Genomic DNA, 18232 nt, shown 5'->3' on the forward strand with positions numbered 1-18232 from the left:
AATTCTAAATTCAGCTAAACAAATCCCCGGTTGTGTCGTATCGGGGATTTCTTTTGGTTTTTGACTCATGGTATAATGCGGGCGAGGTGATGGGGATGATCAGAACCCGCCAATGGATCATGGATAACTTTATGACGCTGGCCCGGGAAAAGCCGTTGAATAAAATCACAGTGGCGCAGATTGTCGAGCGCTGCGGACTGAACCGGAACACGTTCTATTATTACTTTGAGGATATTCCTTCTCTGATTGAAGCGATCTTTGCCCAACAGGCTGCCGCTTTGCTTCCTGAGCAGCGGGATACGCTATCACTCCTGGATAGTCTGGATCAAGGGCTGGCCTGGTGTCAGGCACATCGGGAGGCGGCGCTGCATATTTATCATTCGGCCAGCCGCGAGTTGTTTCAGCAGCACTTGACCGGCTTGATCGGCGACACGCTGAACGCGTATGCCCGGCAAATGAAGCTGGACGCCATCTACGATCCGGAAGCCCTGCGCGCCGTCCTGCATTTTTACCGCTGCCTGCTTCTGGGAGCGGTGCTGGACTGGCTGGATCAGGATATGCGCTATGACCTCAAGGAGGAAACCCGGCGCTTGATTTCACTGGCGGAAAACGGCGCGCTGCTGCCGCCTGAATATCCAGGCAAACCGGCGTAAATGTCTGATCGTTTTACACCCGGCGGCTTCTGTCGCTGGGTTTCTTTTTTCCGCGCCCCTATAATGGGGGCAGCTGGAAAAGGAGAAGCTATATTATGAAAACCATGGAGAAAATGAAATCCGCCGCGATGGAAACGGCTGTCAAAACCGCCCTGGCCTATCTGGAACGGGATCCGGAAGCGAATATTCCGAAGATGATGAAGCTCGTCGATCAGGTTTGTCCCGATGACTGGTACGTGTCCCAGCGCAAAGCGGTGCGCGGGGTGATCGAACAGAAGAATCATTGGTATGATCTGATGTTGAAGCTGTATGACTTGGACGCCGGTGTGCGCAAGACGTTTTTCACCAACTTTATCGTTAATGCCAGTCTGAAAGGCAGCGCCCGTCAGATTGAAGCTTCGGCGGAAAACGACTGCAACGTGCCGTGGGCGATCCTGCTTGATCCGACCTCGGCCTGCAACCTGCATTGCACCGGCTGCTGGGCAGCGGAGTATGGTCATCAGCTGAATCTCAGCGTGGCCGAGATCGATTCCATCATCACCCAGGGCAAGGCGCTGGGCACGTTTATGTTTATTTATACCGGCGGGGAACCGATGGTCCGGAAAGAGGATCTGCTTGCGATTTGCCGGAAACATCCGGACTGTGAATTCTTGGCGTTTACCAACGGTACGCTGATCGACGAGGCGTTCTGTCAAGCGATGCTGGAGGTCAAAAACTTTGTGCCGGCCCTCTCGCTGGAAGGCTTTGAGGAAGCCAACGACAGCCGCCGGGGCGCAGGCTGTTATGCGACGGTCCGCGCAGCGATGCAGCTGCTGAAACAATATAAGCTGCCTTTCGGCGTATCGACCTGTTATACCAGCGCCAATGTGCAGGACGTCAGCAGCGAACGGTATTTTGATCAGATGATTCAGGATGGCGCGCTGTTCGCCTGGTTCTTCCATTACATGCCGGTCGGTAATGAAGCGGCGCAGGTGTTAATGCCGTCTCCCGATCAGCGGGCCTGGATGATCCAGCAGATCCGCCATTTCCGCCAGACGAAACCGATTTTCACCATCGACTTTCAGAACGACGCTGAATATGTCGGCGGCTGCATTGCCGGGGGCCGGCGTTATCTGCACATCAATGCCAACGGCGACGTCGACCCGTGCGTGTTCATTCATTATTCCAACATGAATATCCGTGAGCACACGCTGCTGGAAGCCTTGCAAAGTCCGCTGTTTAAAGCCTATTATCACAATCAGCCGTTTAACGAGAATATGCTTCGACCATGTCCGATGCTGGAAAATCCGGAGATCCTGCCGCGGCTGGTCAGACAAAGCGGCGCGGTTTCGACCGATCTGCAATCACCGGAGAGCGCGGAGCATTTATGCGCGAAATGTCAGAACTATGCCCGGCTGTGGCAAATCCGTTCGCAGCAGATCTGGCAGGAGCTGCATCCGCAAGCGGACAAAGAGCAGTAACGATTCCAATTTGACCCGGCCGGCAGAAAACGGTCCGGGTTTTTTATGTCTGTTTTGTAAACTTGAATTCATGAGGGGAAAGTCATATCGGACAGCACGATCATCATAAAAGAGACTGAAAAATCATAAAAAAGTTTTCCTGCCTGATCGTTTCGTATTACAATAAGAAAGGCCGCGAAACAGGATTTCCGCCGACTATCAGGAAGGGGAAAACCGAATGCTGCATCACGCGGCAGGTATAAAAATCAAAGGGGGATTTATTTATGACAAAGAGGACGCGGACAATGGCGTTCATTGCGATTTTTGCGGCGATCAATTACGTTGTTTTCAGTTATTTGAAGATCGATATTCCGCTGGCGGCCGGCTCTTCCGTCGCGATTCATGTCGCGAACGCGATTGTGGTCGTGTCAGCGTTTCTGCTGGGACCGGTCGAAGGGGGCGTTGCCGGAGCGATCGGGTTGTCGATTGCCGACCTGTTGGATCCGCGCTATGTCGCGTCGGCGCCGAAGACATTTTTCCTGAAATTCTGCATCGGTTATCTTGCTGGAAAAGTGGGACAGAAGCTGGGACTGAATCGTGCTGAGGATAACCGGCAAGCGATGAAAATCGCCGCTGTGAGCGCGGCGGCCGGCTTGGGCTTCAATGTAATCTTCGATCCGATCATCGGCTATTTGTTTAAACGGTTTATCCTGGGTATTAACGCCGAAGCGGCGGCGATCATCCTGACCTGGACCGGTGGCGTGACCGCCTTTAACGCTGTGATCTGCGTCTTTGTTTCCGCTTTGTTATATATGGCGTTAAGAAAACCGTTTGCCAGTATATACGGCCGGAAGGATTCGTGAAGCCAGGCTTAGCTGAAATCAGGGACGCCCAAAAGCGCAGCAAATCTTTTAAGAGACTGAAAAAAACCACCGGAGAAACCGGCTTCTGTCCTGACCGGCAGAGCGCGCTTCGGTGGTTTTCTATTTTTAATTCTGTCGCTCAGACTTCCGGGCTTAATTCCGCCTGCATGAAGCGGGTCTGAATTTCCGGATAGACAAACAGCAGGATAAACGGCAGGATGGAGATCAGACTGGAAACGGTGCCCAGCAAGCCCAGATCCACGAATTCAGCGATGAAGCCGAAAGCCAGCGAGGATAAGGCCTGACCGCCGCTGGAGGCCATCATGATAAACCCGGAAATCATCGCCCGCTTTTCCCGCGGGATGATCAGCATGAACGCCGCGTTGAGAATCGCGTTGGCCACGGCGCTGACGAAGTAGGTGATCAGGAAGGTAAAGGCCATGGAATTGAACGTCTGCATCGAGTAACAGAGGGCGAACAACAATGAACTCAGCGGGAAACCGAACAACATCAGTTTGATCCGCAGCTCCGGTTTGATGTTCAGCATGCCCATGAAAATTGTGCCGATCAGTGCGGAAATCGACTGCAGCGACATCAGATAGCCATACTGCACGACATCTAAGCCCCGGCCCAGACAGAACGGCAGGAATACGGCGCCCATGCCGGAACCGAAGAAGTTGGCCGATACGGAGATGATGACGATCAGGCGGAAGCAGCGGTCGTTGAGCACATACTGCGCACCGTCTTTCAAATCGGCGAACAGTGTTTTCAGGTTGATTGGCATCCCGGTTTTCGGGGCCCGCGGGACGTCGATGAAGCATTCGGTGAACGCGGAGATCAATAAGGAAATCCCGTTGAGCAGAATCACGAAGGGCACGCCGAGAAACGCGATGATCGCCCCGCTTAAGCCCTTGCCGACCATGGCGACGAGCGAGCGCATTCCGCCGGACAAGGACTGCGCCCGGACCAGATCCTTCGGCATCACCAGATCCGTCATGACGGTCATCGAAGCCGGGGTAAAGAATGCGTTGCACAGGGCGGCGATGAAGGCTGTGGCCAGCACCATCCAGACCTCTAAATGGTTGCTCATGGCGATCAAGCCCAATCCGATCATCGTTAAGCCGCGGATCAGATCGGTGCCGACGATGATCCATTTGCGGTGGCTGCGGTCGATGATCGCCCCGCAGAAGGGGCCTAGGAACATGGCGACAAACATGGAGATGCTTGTCAACAGTCCCATCAGCGCGGTGGAACCTGTTTTCTCATAGACCCAATATCCGATACAGATACTGTAAAGCACATCGCCGAACGTTGAGAACAGCGTGCCCTGCCACAGCAGGATAAAGTTTTTATTCCAGAGCTTCAGCGTTTTCGTTTCATTCATGATGTCCACCTCTTGTTAGTTCCATGATATGACGCTATGATTAATTTGTCAATTAAATTTATTAATCAAAAAATAATAATAATCAATTTATTAATTAAAAAAATGAAAGATGATCTAATTTAAAGGCTGTGGATTTAAATGTAAACGGTAAGTGTCAAATACAGGTGACGAGAACTTCAATGTGAAAAAATCTCACTAAATTTGTAATAAAACTGTAATTCGTGACGATAATGTTTGACTAAAGAGAAATATTCACTTATGCTAAGGGTGATAAAGGAGAATATGTTATGTTAATCCGGTTTAATGTAAAGAACTTCTTATCTTTCTCAAGTCGAGATGATGGACAGTCTCAGGAATTTTCGATGATCTCCGGGAAGGTTCGAAATAAAAAGGCCCATGTGATCGATACAGATAAATTGAAGTTGCTGAAGTTTGCGGCTGTATATGGCGCGAATGCCGCGGGAAAATCAAATTTAGTTAAGGCGATTCAATGCATGCGGACTTTGATTGTCAACGGATTTCCGAAAGGCAGTTCAACGTGGTATTGTAAAAATGATTCGGAAAATAGAGGGAAAGCGAGTTATTTTGAAACCGAAATCTTATTGAATCATCGTTATTATGCTTACGGATTTGAAGTTATTCTAAGCACACAACAATTTGTTTCTGAGTGGTTAGTAGAATTGATGCCGGACAATCGCGAAAAGGTGATTTTTGATCGGGATTTGACACATAAAACTTATTCCTTCGCCAAAGAATTCCAAGCTGATAGCTTATACGATAAGCTGCAGGTCTATGCGGATGATATTTCTGATGACCGCAGCGTACTGATGCTGTCCGTGCTCAATAAGCATAAACGTGGATTGTATCATCAGTTCAAACAAGCTCAGATTTTTGCGGAAGTGTACCAATGGTTTGAACAACAGTTGGATATCAATTTTCCAGACCAGCCGATTTCTGATTATTCTTATATGGTGCAAACCGAAAACGTTGAGAAGATCTGCCGCTTTATTTCCGCTTTTGGAACAGGCATTACTGATTTTCAACTGGTTGAGGTTCCGGTGGAAAAAGTTTTTGATGAAATACCGAAATCAATTCGCTCCGAGCTTCTTACTAATATTGAAAAGAAAGCTGCTGAGATGAACGCTAATTCACATTGCTCGAAATGGGGAGTGGTCATGCGTAGCCGTCATGATTTCTTCACATTGGAATTCAATCCGGAAGGTGAAATCCTTTGCAAAACCATTCAGTTTTCCCATGGATCAAAAAAAACACTGTTTTCTTTATCGGAGGAATCGGATGGAACGATCCGAATTCTTGATTTGCTCGAAATACTGTTGTCAGAGGAAGGAAAAGTGTATATCGTTGATGAACTAGATCGCTGTCTGCATCCAACTTTATCTTATCAGTTTGTTAAAACCTATCTTCAGCTGGCGGCTGAGAAAAATATTCAGCTCATTGTGACAACGCACGAATCGCGGCTTCTTGATTTCGATTTGCTGCGCCGGGATGAAGTTTGGTTTATTAATAAAAAGAACAGCGGTGACAGCGACATTTACTCTTTAGAGGAATATAATACCCGCTTTGATCAAAAGGTAGATAAAGCGTATCTTGAAGGAAGATATGGGGGAGTTCCTATATTTAGCACAGTTTTTCCTGTTACGGAGAAATAAAATGCGAGAAAAGCGAAAATTTGCGGAACGTTCCCGCGTTTTATTAAATTCAGAAGTACGAAAGAAAATTTATCTTGTCTTTGAAGGTGAAAAAACAGAGGCTCTTTATTTTGAAGCAATCGATGCATTGAAAACAGAGCTTGGAATGAATCCTATCCTCGAACTCATTCCGATTCTTCGCAGTTATAATGAAAGAGGCTGGAGCAACCCTAAGAAAATTTTAGAACGAATTATTCGAAATTTAGATGAAACAAAAAGTGGAAAATATTCTTATGAATCCTTCTTTAACTGTATTTTAGAGTTTTATGATGAGCATCATAAACTCTCTGGCGGTAAAGTGCAAAAACAAAGTATTTGGAATTCGCTTGTTTTTATCTGTATACAAGAAAACCAAAAAAAATTATCGGACATTATGGAAGACCTGGAAACTGAGGGTATAAAGATCTTGGAAAAACTTGCGGAAAAAGAAAAAATAATCAATGTTGCCGAACATATTTCTGAAATTCTTCAAATTCAGGAACTAACCTACGCTGAAGGGTTTGATAAAATATGTCTTATTGTCGATCGTGATCCGCTGAGTTTTTCCGAGGAACAATACGATCAGGTTGTTCAAATTTGCAAAGAAAGACAAATAGATTTCTATGTTACAAATCCATGCTTTGAGTTTTGGCTGCTGCTGCATTTTCCTGATCATAAAAATTTAGACCCAGTAAAAATTAAAGAAAATTCAAAAGTGTCAAGCCGTTCTCGATACTTGGAAAATGAGCTGAAAAAACGTTGTGGCAGTTATCAGAAATACCGATATGATGCAGAGGATATCGTCCGCAGAGTGGATACTGCGGTTATTAATTCAACAGCTTATTGCGTCGATATCAATTTGTTAAAAAATGAGATTGGAAGTAATTTAGGAACTTTAATTCATGAACTGAGAACTTAATTCTTCCAAATAATAAAGGGACAAAAACAAGCTTATACCTTTGTTTTGTCCCTGTTTTAATATTCAATAATTGCAGAAATATAAGTGACTTTCGTTAAGATTCAGAAACGATTCCTAAAGTTATCAGTGACGAAGCTTACTGTGGTTTATTGCAGCGAGTCCAGGATCTGTTTCATCCGTTCGGCCAGTCCCTTCACCTTGGCGACGCTTAACGAACAGACGGCGACGCGGATGCCTTTGTTAACCTTGACGGTGTAAATATGATGGTCGATCAGTTTCTGATGATATTGGTCCCGCAGCGCATTGTCCGGCATCTGCAATGTCACAAAGAAGCCCTCTTTATAAGGATAATGGACCAGGCCGCAGGCTGCGGCTTCCCGGATAAACGTGCCGCTGCGCTGTTTCAGCAGGTCGACGTAGATCTGCTTCTCCGCTTCAAACGCTTCCCGGTTTTCGGTTGTGATCCAGGTGAAGTTTTCCATCGCGGCGTTGGGAATGTTGCTCCAGGTGGCACGGGCGGTTTTTTCAAACACGATCTCAGCTTCGCGCACACGCTGCGCGTTCTGCCCAAGAATCACCGCCGCGCCGCAGCGCAGGCCGTAGGAAGTCAGAGTCTTGGAACAGCTGAAGGCGATCACAGCCAGGACGTTGCCGCTTAATTCATTCAAGGTGCTCAGGTAATCGCGGCTGTGCGTTCCCTTGTAGCTGTAATCGATATAGGCGATATCGTTGAGGATCACACACGGTCCCTGCTCGCTCAATTCGTTGAGAAAACGAACCACCTGCCGCCATTCCGCAAGGCTCATGGAATAGCCGGTCGGGTTGTGGCAGGGATCGTTGACGACCGCCAGCAACCGGCCCTGTTCGCTCATCACGCGGCGGCAGACCTTTTCAAACGAATCCAGGTTGAAATGATCGCCGTCGAACATTGCGTAGGCCGCTGTTTTTAAGCCGGCCTGCGCCGCCATTAAATTGTAGGAACCCCAGCAGATTTCCGGCAGGATGACGGTTTGTCCCGGTTCCAGAACATTGATCATTGTCATGTTGACGGCGCCGGTGCCGCCCGGGGTAGCGATGACAGAGGTGTTTAATGTCACCGGCTGATCCTGCAGCACCCAGTTTCGGACCTGGGTCCGGAAGCCGGGATTGCCGGTGAAGCTGGCGGCATAGGCGGCCTTGACTTCTTTGGCGATCGCGTTGTAGTGGTCGAATACATTCTGGTAGGCGACGAGCTTGCCCTGCTCATCGTAAAGCGAACCGATCGTCGCATCGACGACGGCGTCCGCCCCATGCTCGGCGATATCCTGCTTGGCCATCGAAACGACGGCGAAGACGGTATCTTCAATCGGCTGCAGATCGGCGGATTGTTTCATAAAAGACATCGGGATCATCTTCTTTCCTTATTGAATGTCTTGATTATAACTGAATTGCGGGGAATTGAAAAGAACCTTTCATACAATGAAAAGGAAGGAGGCAATTATGCGAATTCATGAAGAAGTACGAAAAATGCCGCTCAGTCCGATCCGGGCCTGGACCCAGCGGCTGCACGATTTAGGCCCGCGGGCTGAACTGACGCTGGGAGAGCCGGCTCAAAGTACAGATCCCCGGATTGGAGAAGCCGCGGCTGCGGCGCTGCGGCAGGGATTGACGCACTATCCCCCGGCTGCCGGTCTGAAATCACTGCGCGAGCTGCTGGCAGAACGGGAAAAAGCGCAGCGGGGCTGGCGGTTTCGCCCGGAACAGATCCTGATCACCGACGGGGCGCAGGAAGCGCTGGCGGTCTGCTGCCTGGGGTTGTTGAATCCGGGCGACGAGGTGCTGGTGACGGATCCCGGCTATCCCGGTACGCTCAGCGCCCTTGCGTTAGCGTCGGCAACGCCGGTCTTTTTTCCGCTTGACGCCCAGGGACAACCAGAATTTGCGGCAATGGAGCGCGCGGTCAGCGTGAAGACGCGGGCGATTCTTGTCGCCAGTCCGAATAATCCGACCGGTCAGATCCTGTCGGCTGCGACTTGGACACAGTTGGCGGCGCTGGCGGAAAAGCAGGATCTGGCGCTGATCGTCGATGCGGCTTACGAACAGTTAAGCTGGAAGCCGCTGAACTTCAAGGCACTGCGGCCTTACCGTCATCGCGTGATCTTCATCGGCAGCTTTTCCAAGACGTATGCGATGACCGGCTGGCGGCTGGGCTGGATCAGCGCGCCGCGGCGCTGGGGCGAAGCACTGTTGAAAACTCATCAAGCCCTGGTTTCAGGCGTGGCCGGCTTTGTGCAGCAGGCTGCCTGCACCGCGCTGACACTGCCTGTCGATCCGTGGCGGCAGACCGTTGCCGAACAAAGCGAATACAGCTGGCAGCGTTTGAATGAAATCGGTCTGACCTGTCCTCAGCCTGAAGGCAGCTTCTACTGCTTCCCGTCGATTGTCTCCACCGGTTTGACCAGCGAACAATTTGCGCTCAGGCTGGCGGAACAGGCCGGCGTCGCGGTCTTGCCCGGCACGTTGTTTGGCCAACACGGCGCGGGGCATGTGCGGCTGTCGGTCTGTACGGACCGGCAAACGCTGGACTGGGCGCTGGATCAGATCGAAAAGTGGATTAAAGCAGACGGCTGAAAGCGAGGATCAGAAACAGCAGCGAAGGCAGATATTCGCTGCCTTTTTCAAAACGGTCGATAAACGGCAGCCCCGGGCAGAGATTGCCGGCCATGACCAGCAGGAAATTGACGAGCGCAAAACACAAGGCCGTCGATCCCACCGGCGCGCCATCCAGCGCGAAGCTGAAGCCCAGCACCGCGTTGTCCAGGCTTAAAGCCAGACCCAGCAGCAACGCTTCGCGGCTGCTCAGCCGCTGGTTGTGATCCAGATCGGAACTGGCCGGGTTGTTGATCATGGTAATCAGCGTAGGCGGACTGGATTTGCGCTTTTTTAACGCGTCCGCAAACGACAGATAGGCCAGACAGAAAAACAAGACGAAGCCTAATCCCTTGGCTGCGCCGGCTGGAATTCCAGCGGTCATGCGCTGCGAGGATAACATTACCGCCGTGACGATCACCAGCGGGCAAAGCGAGATGAAAAGCAGCTGCGGCAGGCAGATCCGGATTTTTTTCAGACGGAAGGTAAATCCGCTGAAAAAACCGTCTAAACTGACCAGCAGGCTCAGAAAGATCAGATGGGCCATAACACTCCTCCTCTATCGTCAGGGTATGAGCGGCCTGTCGCGCTGACCAGGCGAAAACCCGGGAAGTTTTCTTTGTCAGATTCTGTCGAAGTCATGTATAATAGAGGACGTTGAAGTTAGGAGTGAGTTTATGAGCTTTGCCAGAAGATATGGCATTCCCTTTCTGATTATGATTGTCAGCGGCTTGATCGTGCGGCTGTTTAATCTTTACCTGCCGGTTTCGATCCGCTCGACGCTGGTGAGTATTGCGATCGCAGTGAGTCTGTTCGCGTTTGGCCTGAGTCTGCATATCCATAAAAAAAGACGAGATGAGTCGTGGTTCAAGAAACTCGTCATCTCGTTCTTCCTGATGTTTTTCCTGTTATGGGATCTGGGCTACATCGTTTTCCCGCAGCTGAAATCGATTTTCAACTTTCTGGGGATCCAGGGGTTCGTTATCTATATGGTCTATGTGTACTGCGGCTGGGCGTTTTTCGACTGATCGCGGGGACAGAAGAAAATTCCGGCCGGCAGACTGTCTGAAAAACAGATCAGTCCTCAAACAGAATGGTGCCTAAGCGCAGCTGCGTCGAGCCTTCGCGCAGGGCGATCGGGTAATCGTGGCTCATGCCCATCGAACAGATCGTAAAGCGGGAATCGCCGAACTGCGCTTTCAGCTGATCGAACAGGGCGCGGGCTTCGTGGAAAACTGCGGCGATGGCGGCTTCGTCCTCGACGTGCGGTCCCATGACCAGGATGCCCTCGGGGATCAGATGCTCAAATTGACGGAGCGCTTCAAAGAAAGCGAAGGCTTGTGTCTTGTCCATCCCGGTCTTGGTGGATTCCTCCGCCAGATTGAATTCCGCCAGCACGCCGATCGTCCGGTTCAGGCGGGCGGCTTCCTTATCCAAAACGGAGGCCAGTTCCAAAGAATCCAGTGAGCAGACGCGGTAAAGATACGGCAGGACGGCGCGGACCTTGTTGCGCTGCAGGTGGCCGATGAAATTCCAGCGGATATCCTGCGGCAGCTGCGGCGCCTTTTCCAGCAGCTCCTGCGCCCGGTTTTCTCCGAAATCCCGCGCGCCGCGGTCGTAGTAAGCCTGAATCTGAGCCACGGAACGACGCTTGGATACGATTAAAAGTTCGCATTGATTCTGACATTGTTGCTTGATTGTTTCATAAAGCTGCGGCATAATCTCCCTCTTTTCTTGGGATATTATACCACTTTCAAAGGAGGAATGAACGATGAAAGCCGATCTGCACATCCACTGCTCCGCCAGTTTTGACGCGACGGAATCCGTCGATACGATCCTGCGCCTGGCGCGGGAACAACAGCTGGACCTGATCGCGATCAGCGATCATAATGAAATCGACGGCGCGCTGGAGCTGGAAACGAAGGCGTCTGCGGCGGGAATTGAAACACTGCGGGGAATAGAAATCGATTGTTTTTTCGGCCGCAATATCGTGCATTTATTAGGGTATGGCTGCGATCTGCGGGATCCCGGCTTTGCGCGCTTAAAGAATCACTATATCGAGGAACTGCGGCGCACCGGGAAGCAGCGGCTGACGCTGATCGAGGAACATTACGGACTGAAACTGGACGAAGCGGCGATCATCGCGCGGGCGCACGGGCGGCCTTACACCAACGTCGAAATTACTCAGGAATTGCTTCAAACGCAGATTCATCCTGATCTAAAGCCGTATCAGACGGGAGAACGCAGCGCCAATCCGATCGCCAATTTCTACTGGGATCAGCTGGCCGTGGGGTGCTGGGGCTACGCCGAGCTGCGGCTGCCGGACTGGCGGCAGGTTGTGGCGTATGTGCATGCCTGCGGCGGCGCGCTGATCGTCGCCCATCCGATGCAGAACCTCAAGCTGGACGAAGCGGCGGCTGAAGCCCTGCGGGAAGGCGGGGTCGACGGCTTTGAGGTTTACAGCTCCTATCACGATGCGCGCGGGCGTCAGTTTTATCATGAGTTCTGCCGGCGGTGGGGCTTGGCGGAAACATTCGGCAGTGATTTTCACGGGGCAACCAAGCCGAATATCGTGCTGGGCAAGACGGGGTTTGACGGGGACTGCACGGAATCCGTCATGTTGTTAAAGGAACGGATTGCGCACTGGCGCTGAGGAAAAATCAAGGCCGCCGGGCTTATTTCAATGAAGAAAAAAGCGGACAACCGGCGGCAAAACTGCACAAGTTCATGTTTACAAGCGCTTTCTGAAAAAGAATGTAAAAAATAAGAAAAACGGCGCAAAAAGGTAAAAAAAACGGGAAAATTCCTTTCAAGTTATTCCATTTGACGGATTTTCGTGTATAATAGAAAGCAATGAAATTATGTTTCATTGAATGTAAAATTATGAAAATTTTACATTTTTATTTTCCCGTTTGAGAGGACAGAGGAAAAAGATTTTTAGGTAAAAGGAGGAAATCTTGAAATGAAACGTTATATTGGAAAACGTGCATTGAGTGGTCTTCTCGTTGTCCTGTTGTCAGTCTGCTTCAACTTTACGTTGATCCGTCTGGCGCCGGGCGATCCGATCCGCATTATGGCGGGCACGGATAATCCAAACGAAGAGATGATCGAAGCACTGCAGCAAAAATATGGCCTGGACAAATCCATTCCGGAGCAGTTCGTCATGTTTCTTGGCAATGTAGCGAAGGGGGACTTGGGGTATTCTTACATCAGCGACGAATCCGTCATTAAACTGATCGGCGAGAAGATCGGCCCGACACTGGCGCTGTCGTTAACCGCGGTGCTGCTGTCTGTCACCATTGGTACATTGATAGGAATCTACGCCGCACGTAAGAACGGGTCCAAATTCGACCAGTTTGTGTGCAGTATCTCGTATGTGTTCGACGCCACGCCGGGGTTCTGGCTGGGATTGATGATGATCCTGATCTTTGCCTCGACGCTGAAATGGTTCCCAACCTCGGGCATGGTGAACCTCAGGGCCAATTATAAGGGGTTTGCGTACTTCGCCGACGTCTGCCGCCATCTGGTGCTGCCGATTACGACGATGGTGCTGACGCAGACGCCGTATTATTTCCGAATTGCGCGTTCTTCCGTCTTACAGGTTATGTCGGAAGATTTCATTACGACGTTCAAGGCGACCGGTATGAAAGAAAGCCGGATCTTCAACAAGTATGTTCTGCGCAACGCGATCCTGCCGACCGTTACGGTTTTAGGCATGTCGCTGGCATTCCTGCTTTCGGGTTCCGTCTTAATCGAAACAGTTTTCGCATGGCCGGGCATGGGCCGTCTGATGTTCAGCTCGATTTCCAAGCGTGACTATCCGGTGCTGACTGGGATTTATCTGGTCACATCCGTCGTTATCTGTATCGCGATGATTCTGGTCGATATCCTCTACGGCTTTATCGATCCGCGGATCCGCTACGACTAGGAGGAACAGAACTATGAAAAAAGACAATGTTTTTCAGGCTGTGATGCGGGTGTTGAAAAAGAACTCCCAGCTGCGCATGGGCGTCATTCTTCTGATCGTCTTATTGTGCGTCGCTTTCTTCGCGCCGATTATCGCACCGTGCGATCCGTATAAATTATATGACGCGCTGGTTGCCGGGCCGGGTACGCCGGGACATATCCTGGGCACTGACGGTCTGGGCCGCGACGTTCTGAGCGAAATTATCTATGGGACGCGGACATCCTTAATGATCGGCGTCGTTGCCGCAAGCATTTCCGGTATTTTGGGAACCTGCATCGGCGGGATCGCCGGTTTCTTCGGCGGCAAGATCGACCGCTTCATCTCGGAATTCATGAACTTCTTCCTGATGACGCCGTCGTTCTTCCTGATTCTGATCATCGTCGCGCTGTTCGGCAGCAACATCATGTACATCATGATCGTTATCGGCCTGACTTCGTGGACCGGCAACGCGCGTTTAATGCGTGCGCAGGCGATCTCCTTAAAGGAGAGAACGTTTGTCAAGAGCGCGCAGGCGATGGGCGAAAGCCGCTTCAGCATCATGTTCAAGCACATTATTCCAAACGGGATTTTCCCGATTATCGCGCAGACCACGATGAACGTTTCCAGCGCGATCCTGTCCGAAGCCGGCCTGTCGTTCTTAGGCTTAGGTGATCCAAACGTCGTCAGCTGGGGTCAGATTATCTACCATGGCAAACAGTACATGCCGAAGGGCTGGTGGATTTCCACCTTCGCCGGCGTTGCCGTTGTCTTCACCGTTCTGACATTCTTCCTCATCGGTGACGGCCTCAACCGCGTGCTCTCGCCTAAGATGGACGCCAATAACTAGGGAGGAAGGAAAAAATGGCATTATTAGAACTGAAAAACGTCAATGTACGTTATATTATGAAGGACAAAAAGGTCCATGCCTGCCAGCATGTCAGCCTGGAAATTGAGGAACAGGATTCAATCGGCATCGTCGGTGAATCCGGCTCCGGTAAATCCACGCTGGCCAGCGCCGTCCTGCGCCTGCTGCCGCACCGCATCACGCAGGTCGACGGCGAGATTCTGTACAACGGCAAGGATCTGTTAAAGTTAACGAAGGATGAAATGGACGCACTGCGCTGGACCGATCTGTCGATCGTGTTCCAGAAGTCGATGAGCGCGCTGAGCCCGGTCCACAAGGTCGGAGCGCAGATGGAAGACGTTTACCGCGTGCATTTCCCGAATGCGGACAAAAATGAAATCAAGCAGCGGGTTTACGATCTGTTCAAGGTTGTCAACCTGTCCGACCGCGTTTATGAATTATATCCGCACGAACTGTCCGGCGGCATGATGCAGCGTGTTTCGATCGCGCTGAGTCTGCTTCACAATCCGCGCTTACTGGTTCTGGACGAAGCGACCACGGCGCTGGACGTCGTTACGCAGAGTCAGATCCTGCGCGAAATCATGAGCCTGGAACAGAATCTGAACGTAACCCGGATTATGATTACCCACGACGTTTCCGTCGTCGCCTCGACCTGCAAGAAGATCGCCGTCATGTACGCCGGCCGGCTGATGGAAAGCGGCGAGACGAAGGACGTCTTAGTCAATCCGCAGCACCCTTACACTCAGGGCCTGCTCAAATCGTTCCCGTCCTTTAAGGGCGCCAAGAATGACCTGCGCGGGATTCCGGGATCGCTGCCGGATTTAAGCCAGGATATTCCAGGCTGTGTCTTTGCGCCGCGCTGTCCGTTCGCAACTGAAAAGTGCCGCACGGTTGAGCCGGAATTGAAGACGATCAATGAGAAGGGCAACTGGAAGGTTGCCTGCCACAAGGTAGGAGGTGAATAAGCGATGTCGGATACAGTTATTCAGGTAAAAGACCTGACCCGCTGGTATATCCAGAAAAAGGTAACCAAGCAGGATGGCAAAGTCAGCAAGAAGCAGACGATCAAGGCTGTCGACGGCGTCAGCTTTGAACTGAAACGGGGCGAAACCTTAGGCGTCATCGGCGAATCCGGCTGCGGTAAGTCGACGCTGGGCCGTGTTCTGATCCATTTGGAAGATCCGACGGCCGGGGAAATCTTGTACAACGGTGTTTCCAGCACCCAGCTGAAAAAGAAAGACCGGCTGGCGTTCTGCCGGACCTGCCAGATGATTTTCCAGAACCCGTTCGATACGTTCGATCCGCGGTATACGATTGAAAAAATCTTCATGAGCGTGCTGAAGCTGCACAAGATCGGCGCGAATGATGAAGAACGTCACAACATTATGATCAAAACGCTGGAAGACGCCGGAATGGCGCCGGCCACCGACTATATCTACCGTCATCCGCATGAACTGTCCGGCGGTCAGCTGCAGCGTATTTCGATTCTGCGAAGCATGCTGCTGCGCCCGACGTTCTTAGTTGCGGACGAACCGGTCAGCATGCTGGACGTTTCGATCCGTGCGGATATCATCAATATGCTTCAGACATTAAGCAAGGAAGAAAACACGGCGATGGTTTTCATCAGTCATGATATCGCGACAACCCGTTATATTTCCGACCGGGTTGCGGTCATGTACTTGGGCCGGATCGTGGAAACGGGCATTACCGATGAGGTTCTGCACAATCCGCAGCATCCGTACACCAAGGTCCTGATTTCCAACTGTGCGTCTTTGGATCCGTTGGAAAAACGGGAAATCATCGAAATTGAGGGCGAACCGCCGACCCCGATCAACACCGGTCCGGGATGCTATTTTGCCCCGCGGTGCTATCAGGCCTGCGAGAAGTGCTTTAAAGAATATCCGGAAGCCCGCGATCTGGGCAACGGGCATATCGTGTCCTGTCATTTTGTCGGCAACGACGCTGAAAAATAACCAGCGGCTCAGGCTCACCCGTCACGGACGGAGGAGCCTTTTTTAGAACTTTTCTTCCTTCATTCACGAGCAAGACCGCGTGGGAAACGGTCTTGGGGGTGGGGAGTTTACCGCTCCGGCAAGGAAGCAGAAAATAGAAAACAAGGAGAAAGAAAGATGAAATTTGCAAGAAAAGCACTGACTGCGCTGTTGGCGCTGGCGATGCTGGCCGGTTGTTCTTCTGCACCGAAGGAACCGGCCGCCAACCCGGAAAATCCGTCCGAGGGCGAACAGACCCCGGTTCAGGGCGGAACTTACATCATCCGTCAGGCTACCGATCCAGGCAGCTTTAACCCGGATGCCAAGGGCGACGACATGGCGACCTACACGGCGACCAACGTCTTTAACCGGCTGGTGAAGACGACGGCTTCGACCGAAATCATTCCCGACCTGGCGGAAAGCTGGGAATTCAGCGAAGACGGCAAGACGCTGACATTCCATCTCTATGAGAATGTGAAATGGCATGACGGCGAACCGTTCAGCTCGGAAGACGTCAAGTGGACGCTGGATATGATCCGCACCGAAGGCTTCCAGTCCAACAGCTTCAAAATGATTGAAGAAATCACCTGCCCGGACGCCAACACGGTCGTCATTCAGATGAGCTCCCCGAGCGCCGCTATTTTAAGCTCGTTAGGCTGGCTGGGGACGTTTATTCTGCCGAAGCATATCTATGAAGGCACCGACTGGACGGCCAACGAGGCCAATATGCATCCGATCGGCACCGGCCCGTTCAAATTTGAAAGCTATGAAAAGGGTCAGGCGATCACGCTGGTCCGCAATGACGATTACTTCATGGGCGCACCGTATCTGGATAAGCTGGTCATCACGATTATTCCGGATGCCAACACGGCTTTCCAGGCATACATGAACGGTGAAGTCGACGATCTGATGCTGAATATCCCAAGCAACGAAATCGCCGGCTTAAAAGCCGATCCGGATTACACCGTTTACGAACGGGCATCCAACAACCGCACGTATCTGACCTTTAACTTTGATGAAGAACCGTTTAACGATGTGCGCGTGCGCGAAGCGGTCAACCTTGGCATCAACCGCCAGGAAGTTCTGGATAAGGCGGCGAAGGGCATCGGCGCGGTGCCGAAGTATTACATGACGCCGGTCTTTGCCTGGGCGATGAACGACGAGGTGACGATTCCGGAACGGGATGTGGAAAAAGCCCGTCAGCTGCTGGAAGAAGCCGGGTATACGGCCGACGCTAACGGCATTTATATGAGCGTAACGCTGGATCTTTTTGACAGCGGCGATTTCAAGGATACTGCGACAGTTTTGCAGCAGAATCTGAAAGAAATCGGGATTGACGTGAAGCTGAACATCACGGAAATGGGCACCTGGCAGCAGAAGGTTCAGGTCGACAGCGATTACCAGATGGCCATGCTTTCCGGATCGCAGGGACCGGACGCTTCGGCGATCTCGATGCGCGTGCATTCCGCCGGCGCGTTTAACTTAGCCCATTGCAAGAACGCGGAACTGGACGCTCTGCTGGACGAAGGCGCGATCACGACGGATCAGGCTGCCCGGGCAGAGATCTACAAGCAGGCGCAGGCGATCCTGGCAGAAGAACTGCCGATCGTTCCGGTTAAGGAAGCGACGTTCACCGTTGCCGTCCGCAATACGATTCATGGACATCCATATTCTGAAGAAGGCATTCACACGGTGGCTTCCAATGAATTCTCCCGTGTCTGGGTCGAAGAATAAGCAGAAATATTCAGGAAAAAGAGTTTGTGCGCAGACTCTTTTTCATTAGCTGAAAGAGTTTTCTGAAAACTGCGAAGAATGATGAAAAAGAGATTGACTTGATTTACAAGAAGGGATAAACT

General features: G+C 51.3%; 17 protein-coding genes. 13 read left to right on the forward strand and 4 right to left on the reverse strand.

Annotation, left to right across the window (positions count from 1 at the left end):
- Positions 1-95: 95 nt before the first annotated feature.
- The 3 genes from DWY25_RS05185 to DWY25_RS05195 all read left to right on the forward strand — a co-directional run bounded on the left by DWY25_RS05185 (position 96) and on the right by DWY25_RS05195 (position 2955).
- Positions 96-653, forward strand: coding sequence for a TetR/AcrR family transcriptional regulator (locus tag DWY25_RS05185; protein WP_181981706.1), 558 nt, complete (start codon positions 96-98; stop codon positions 651-653).
- A gap of 95 nt (positions 654-748) precedes the next feature.
- Positions 749-2113, forward strand: a complete 1365-nt coding sequence (locus tag DWY25_RS05190; protein WP_117894355.1) for a radical SAM/SPASM domain-containing protein — start codon at positions 749-751, stop codon at positions 2111-2113.
- Positions 2114-2376: 263 nt separating this feature from the next.
- The gene (locus DWY25_RS05195; protein ID WP_117894356.1) at positions 2377-2955 is read left to right on the forward strand and encodes an ECF transporter S component; all 579 of its coding nucleotides are present in this window, start codon (positions 2377-2379) and stop codon (positions 2953-2955) included.
- 139 nt (positions 2956-3094) lie between these two features.
- On the opposite strand, the gene DWY25_RS05200 is transcribed toward DWY25_RS05195, so the two are convergent.
- Positions 3095-4339: an MFS transporter gene (locus tag DWY25_RS05200; protein WP_117894357.1), complete on the reverse strand. Its 1245-nt coding sequence runs from the start codon at positions 4337-4339 to the stop codon at positions 3095-3097.
- Positions 4340-4626: 287 nt separating this feature from the next.
- Between DWY25_RS05200 and DWY25_RS05205 the strand changes: the two genes are divergently transcribed.
- Positions 4627-6009: an AAA family ATPase gene (locus tag DWY25_RS05205; protein WP_117894358.1), complete on the forward strand. Its 1383-nt coding sequence runs from the start codon at positions 4627-4629 to the stop codon at positions 6007-6009.
- Between the two features lies 1 nt (position 6010).
- Positions 6011-6946, forward strand: a complete 936-nt coding sequence (locus DWY25_RS05210; protein ID WP_181981707.1) for an RloB family protein — start codon at positions 6011-6013, stop codon at positions 6944-6946.
- 146 nt (positions 6947-7092) lie between these two features.
- Here the strand turns inward: DWY25_RS05210 and DWY25_RS05215 are convergent, their stop codons facing one another.
- The gene (locus DWY25_RS05215; RefSeq protein ID WP_117894377.1) at positions 7093-8328 is read right to left on the reverse strand and encodes a pyridoxal phosphate-dependent aminotransferase; all 1236 of its coding nucleotides are present in this window, start codon (positions 8326-8328) and stop codon (positions 7093-7095) included.
- Between the two features lie 97 nt (positions 8329-8425).
- Between DWY25_RS05215 and DWY25_RS05220 the strand changes: the two genes are divergently transcribed.
- Positions 8426-9556 (forward strand): pyridoxal phosphate-dependent aminotransferase, encoded by a 1131-nt coding sequence (locus DWY25_RS05220; RefSeq protein ID WP_181981708.1) that lies wholly within the window; start codon positions 8426-8428, stop codon positions 9554-9556.
- On the opposite strand, the gene DWY25_RS05225 is transcribed toward DWY25_RS05220, so the two are convergent.
- Positions 9540-10121 (reverse strand): manganese efflux pump, encoded by a 582-nt coding sequence (locus DWY25_RS05225; protein WP_117894361.1) that lies wholly within the window; start codon positions 10119-10121, stop codon positions 9540-9542. The two genes, DWY25_RS05220 and DWY25_RS05225, sit on opposite strands and share 17 nt — an antisense overlap.
- A 130-nt stretch (positions 10122-10251) precedes the next feature.
- Between DWY25_RS05225 and DWY25_RS05230 the strand changes: the two genes are divergently transcribed.
- Positions 10252-10602 (forward strand): hypothetical protein, encoded by a 351-nt coding sequence (locus DWY25_RS05230; RefSeq protein ID WP_117894362.1) that lies wholly within the window; start codon positions 10252-10254, stop codon positions 10600-10602.
- 49 nt (positions 10603-10651) lie between these two features.
- On the opposite strand, the gene DWY25_RS05235 is transcribed toward DWY25_RS05230, so the two are convergent.
- Entirely contained in the window at positions 10652-11293 is a 642-nt protein-coding gene (locus DWY25_RS05235) for a YggS family pyridoxal phosphate-dependent enzyme (protein WP_181981709.1), read from the reverse strand.
- 52 nt (positions 11294-11345) lie between these two features.
- Between DWY25_RS05235 and DWY25_RS05240 the strand changes: the two genes are divergently transcribed.
- The 6 genes from DWY25_RS05240 to DWY25_RS05265 all read left to right on the forward strand — a co-directional run bounded on the left by DWY25_RS05240 (position 11346) and on the right by DWY25_RS05265 (position 18110).
- Entirely contained in the window at positions 11346-12227 is an 882-nt protein-coding gene (locus DWY25_RS05240; protein WP_117894364.1) for a PHP domain-containing protein, read from the forward strand.
- A 309-nt stretch (positions 12228-12536) separates the two neighbouring features.
- The gene (locus DWY25_RS05245; RefSeq protein ID WP_006059835.1) at positions 12537-13502 is read left to right on the forward strand and encodes an ABC transporter permease; all 966 of its coding nucleotides are present in this window, start codon (positions 12537-12539) and stop codon (positions 13500-13502) included.
- 13 nt (positions 13503-13515) lie between these two features.
- Entirely contained in the window at positions 13516-14367 is an 852-nt protein-coding gene (locus tag DWY25_RS05250) for an ABC transporter permease (RefSeq protein ID WP_006059834.1), read from the forward strand.
- Positions 14368-14381: 14 nt separating this feature from the next.
- Positions 14382-15350 carry an ABC transporter ATP-binding protein gene (locus tag DWY25_RS05255; RefSeq protein ID WP_117894365.1) on the forward strand — a complete coding sequence of 323 codons (969 nt, stop codon included), beginning with the start codon at positions 14382-14384 and terminating at the stop codon, positions 15348-15350.
- A 3-nt stretch (positions 15351-15353) separates the two neighbouring features.
- On the forward strand, positions 15354-16358 hold the full coding sequence (locus DWY25_RS05260) for an oligopeptide/dipeptide ABC transporter ATP-binding protein (RefSeq protein WP_006059831.1): 1005 nt from the start codon (positions 15354-15356) through the stop codon (positions 16356-16358).
- Positions 16359-16514: 156 nt separating this feature from the next.
- Positions 16515-18110: an ABC transporter substrate-binding protein gene (locus DWY25_RS05265; RefSeq protein ID WP_117894366.1), complete on the forward strand. Its 1596-nt coding sequence runs from the start codon at positions 16515-16517 to the stop codon at positions 18108-18110.
- Positions 18111-18232 lie beyond the last annotated feature (122 nt).

This window comes from Holdemania filiformis (genome assembly GCF_003459085.1).
Taxonomy (GTDB): domain Bacteria; phylum Bacillota_I; class Bacilli_A; order Erysipelotrichales; family Erysipelotrichaceae; genus Holdemania; species Holdemania filiformis.

Coding starts and splice junctions, on each gene's coding strand:
- DWY25_RS05195 (WP_117894356.1), top strand. CDS start 2,377: ATGACAAAGAGGACGCGGACAATGGCGTTCATTGCGATTTTTGCGGCG.
- DWY25_RS05210 (WP_181981707.1), top strand. CDS start 6,011: ATGCGAGAAAAGCGAAAATTTGCGGAACGTTCCCGCGTTTTATTAAAT.
- DWY25_RS05205 (WP_117894358.1), top strand. CDS start 4,627: ATGTTAATCCGGTTTAATGTAAAGAACTTCTTATCTTTCTCAAGTCGA.
- DWY25_RS05240 (WP_117894364.1), top strand. CDS start 11,346: ATGAAAGCCGATCTGCACATCCACTGCTCCGCCAGTTTTGACGCGACG.
- DWY25_RS05245 (WP_006059835.1), top strand. CDS start 12,537: ATGAAACGTTATATTGGAAAACGTGCATTGAGTGGTCTTCTCGTTGTC.
- DWY25_RS05265 (WP_117894366.1), top strand. CDS start 16,515: ATGAAATTTGCAAGAAAAGCACTGACTGCGCTGTTGGCGCTGGCGATG.
- DWY25_RS05220 (WP_181981708.1), top strand. CDS start 8,426: ATGCGAATTCATGAAGAAGTACGAAAAATGCCGCTCAGTCCGATCCGG.
- DWY25_RS05215 (WP_117894377.1), bottom strand. CDS start 8,328: ATGTCTTTTATGAAACAATCCGCCGATCTGCAGCCGATTGAAGATACC.
- DWY25_RS05200 (WP_117894357.1), bottom strand. CDS start 4,339: ATGAATGAAACGAAAACGCTGAAGCTCTGGAATAAAAACTTTATCCTG.
- DWY25_RS05225 (WP_117894361.1), bottom strand. CDS start 10,121: ATGGCCCATCTGATCTTTCTGAGCCTGCTGGTCAGTTTAGACGGTTTT.
- DWY25_RS05235 (WP_181981709.1), bottom strand. CDS start 11,293: ATGCCGCAGCTTTATGAAACAATCAAGCAACAATGTCAGAATCAATGC.
- DWY25_RS05255 (WP_117894365.1), top strand. CDS start 14,382: ATGGCATTATTAGAACTGAAAAACGTCAATGTACGTTATATTATGAAG.
- DWY25_RS05190 (WP_117894355.1), top strand. CDS start 749: ATGAAAACCATGGAGAAAATGAAATCCGCCGCGATGGAAACGGCTGTC.
- DWY25_RS05230 (WP_117894362.1), top strand. CDS start 10,252: ATGAGCTTTGCCAGAAGATATGGCATTCCCTTTCTGATTATGATTGTC.
- DWY25_RS05250 (WP_006059834.1), top strand. CDS start 13,516: ATGAAAAAAGACAATGTTTTTCAGGCTGTGATGCGGGTGTTGAAAAAG.
- DWY25_RS05185 (WP_181981706.1), top strand. CDS start 96: ATGATCAGAACCCGCCAATGGATCATGGATAACTTTATGACGCTGGCC.
- DWY25_RS05260 (WP_006059831.1), top strand. CDS start 15,354: ATGTCGGATACAGTTATTCAGGTAAAAGACCTGACCCGCTGGTATATC.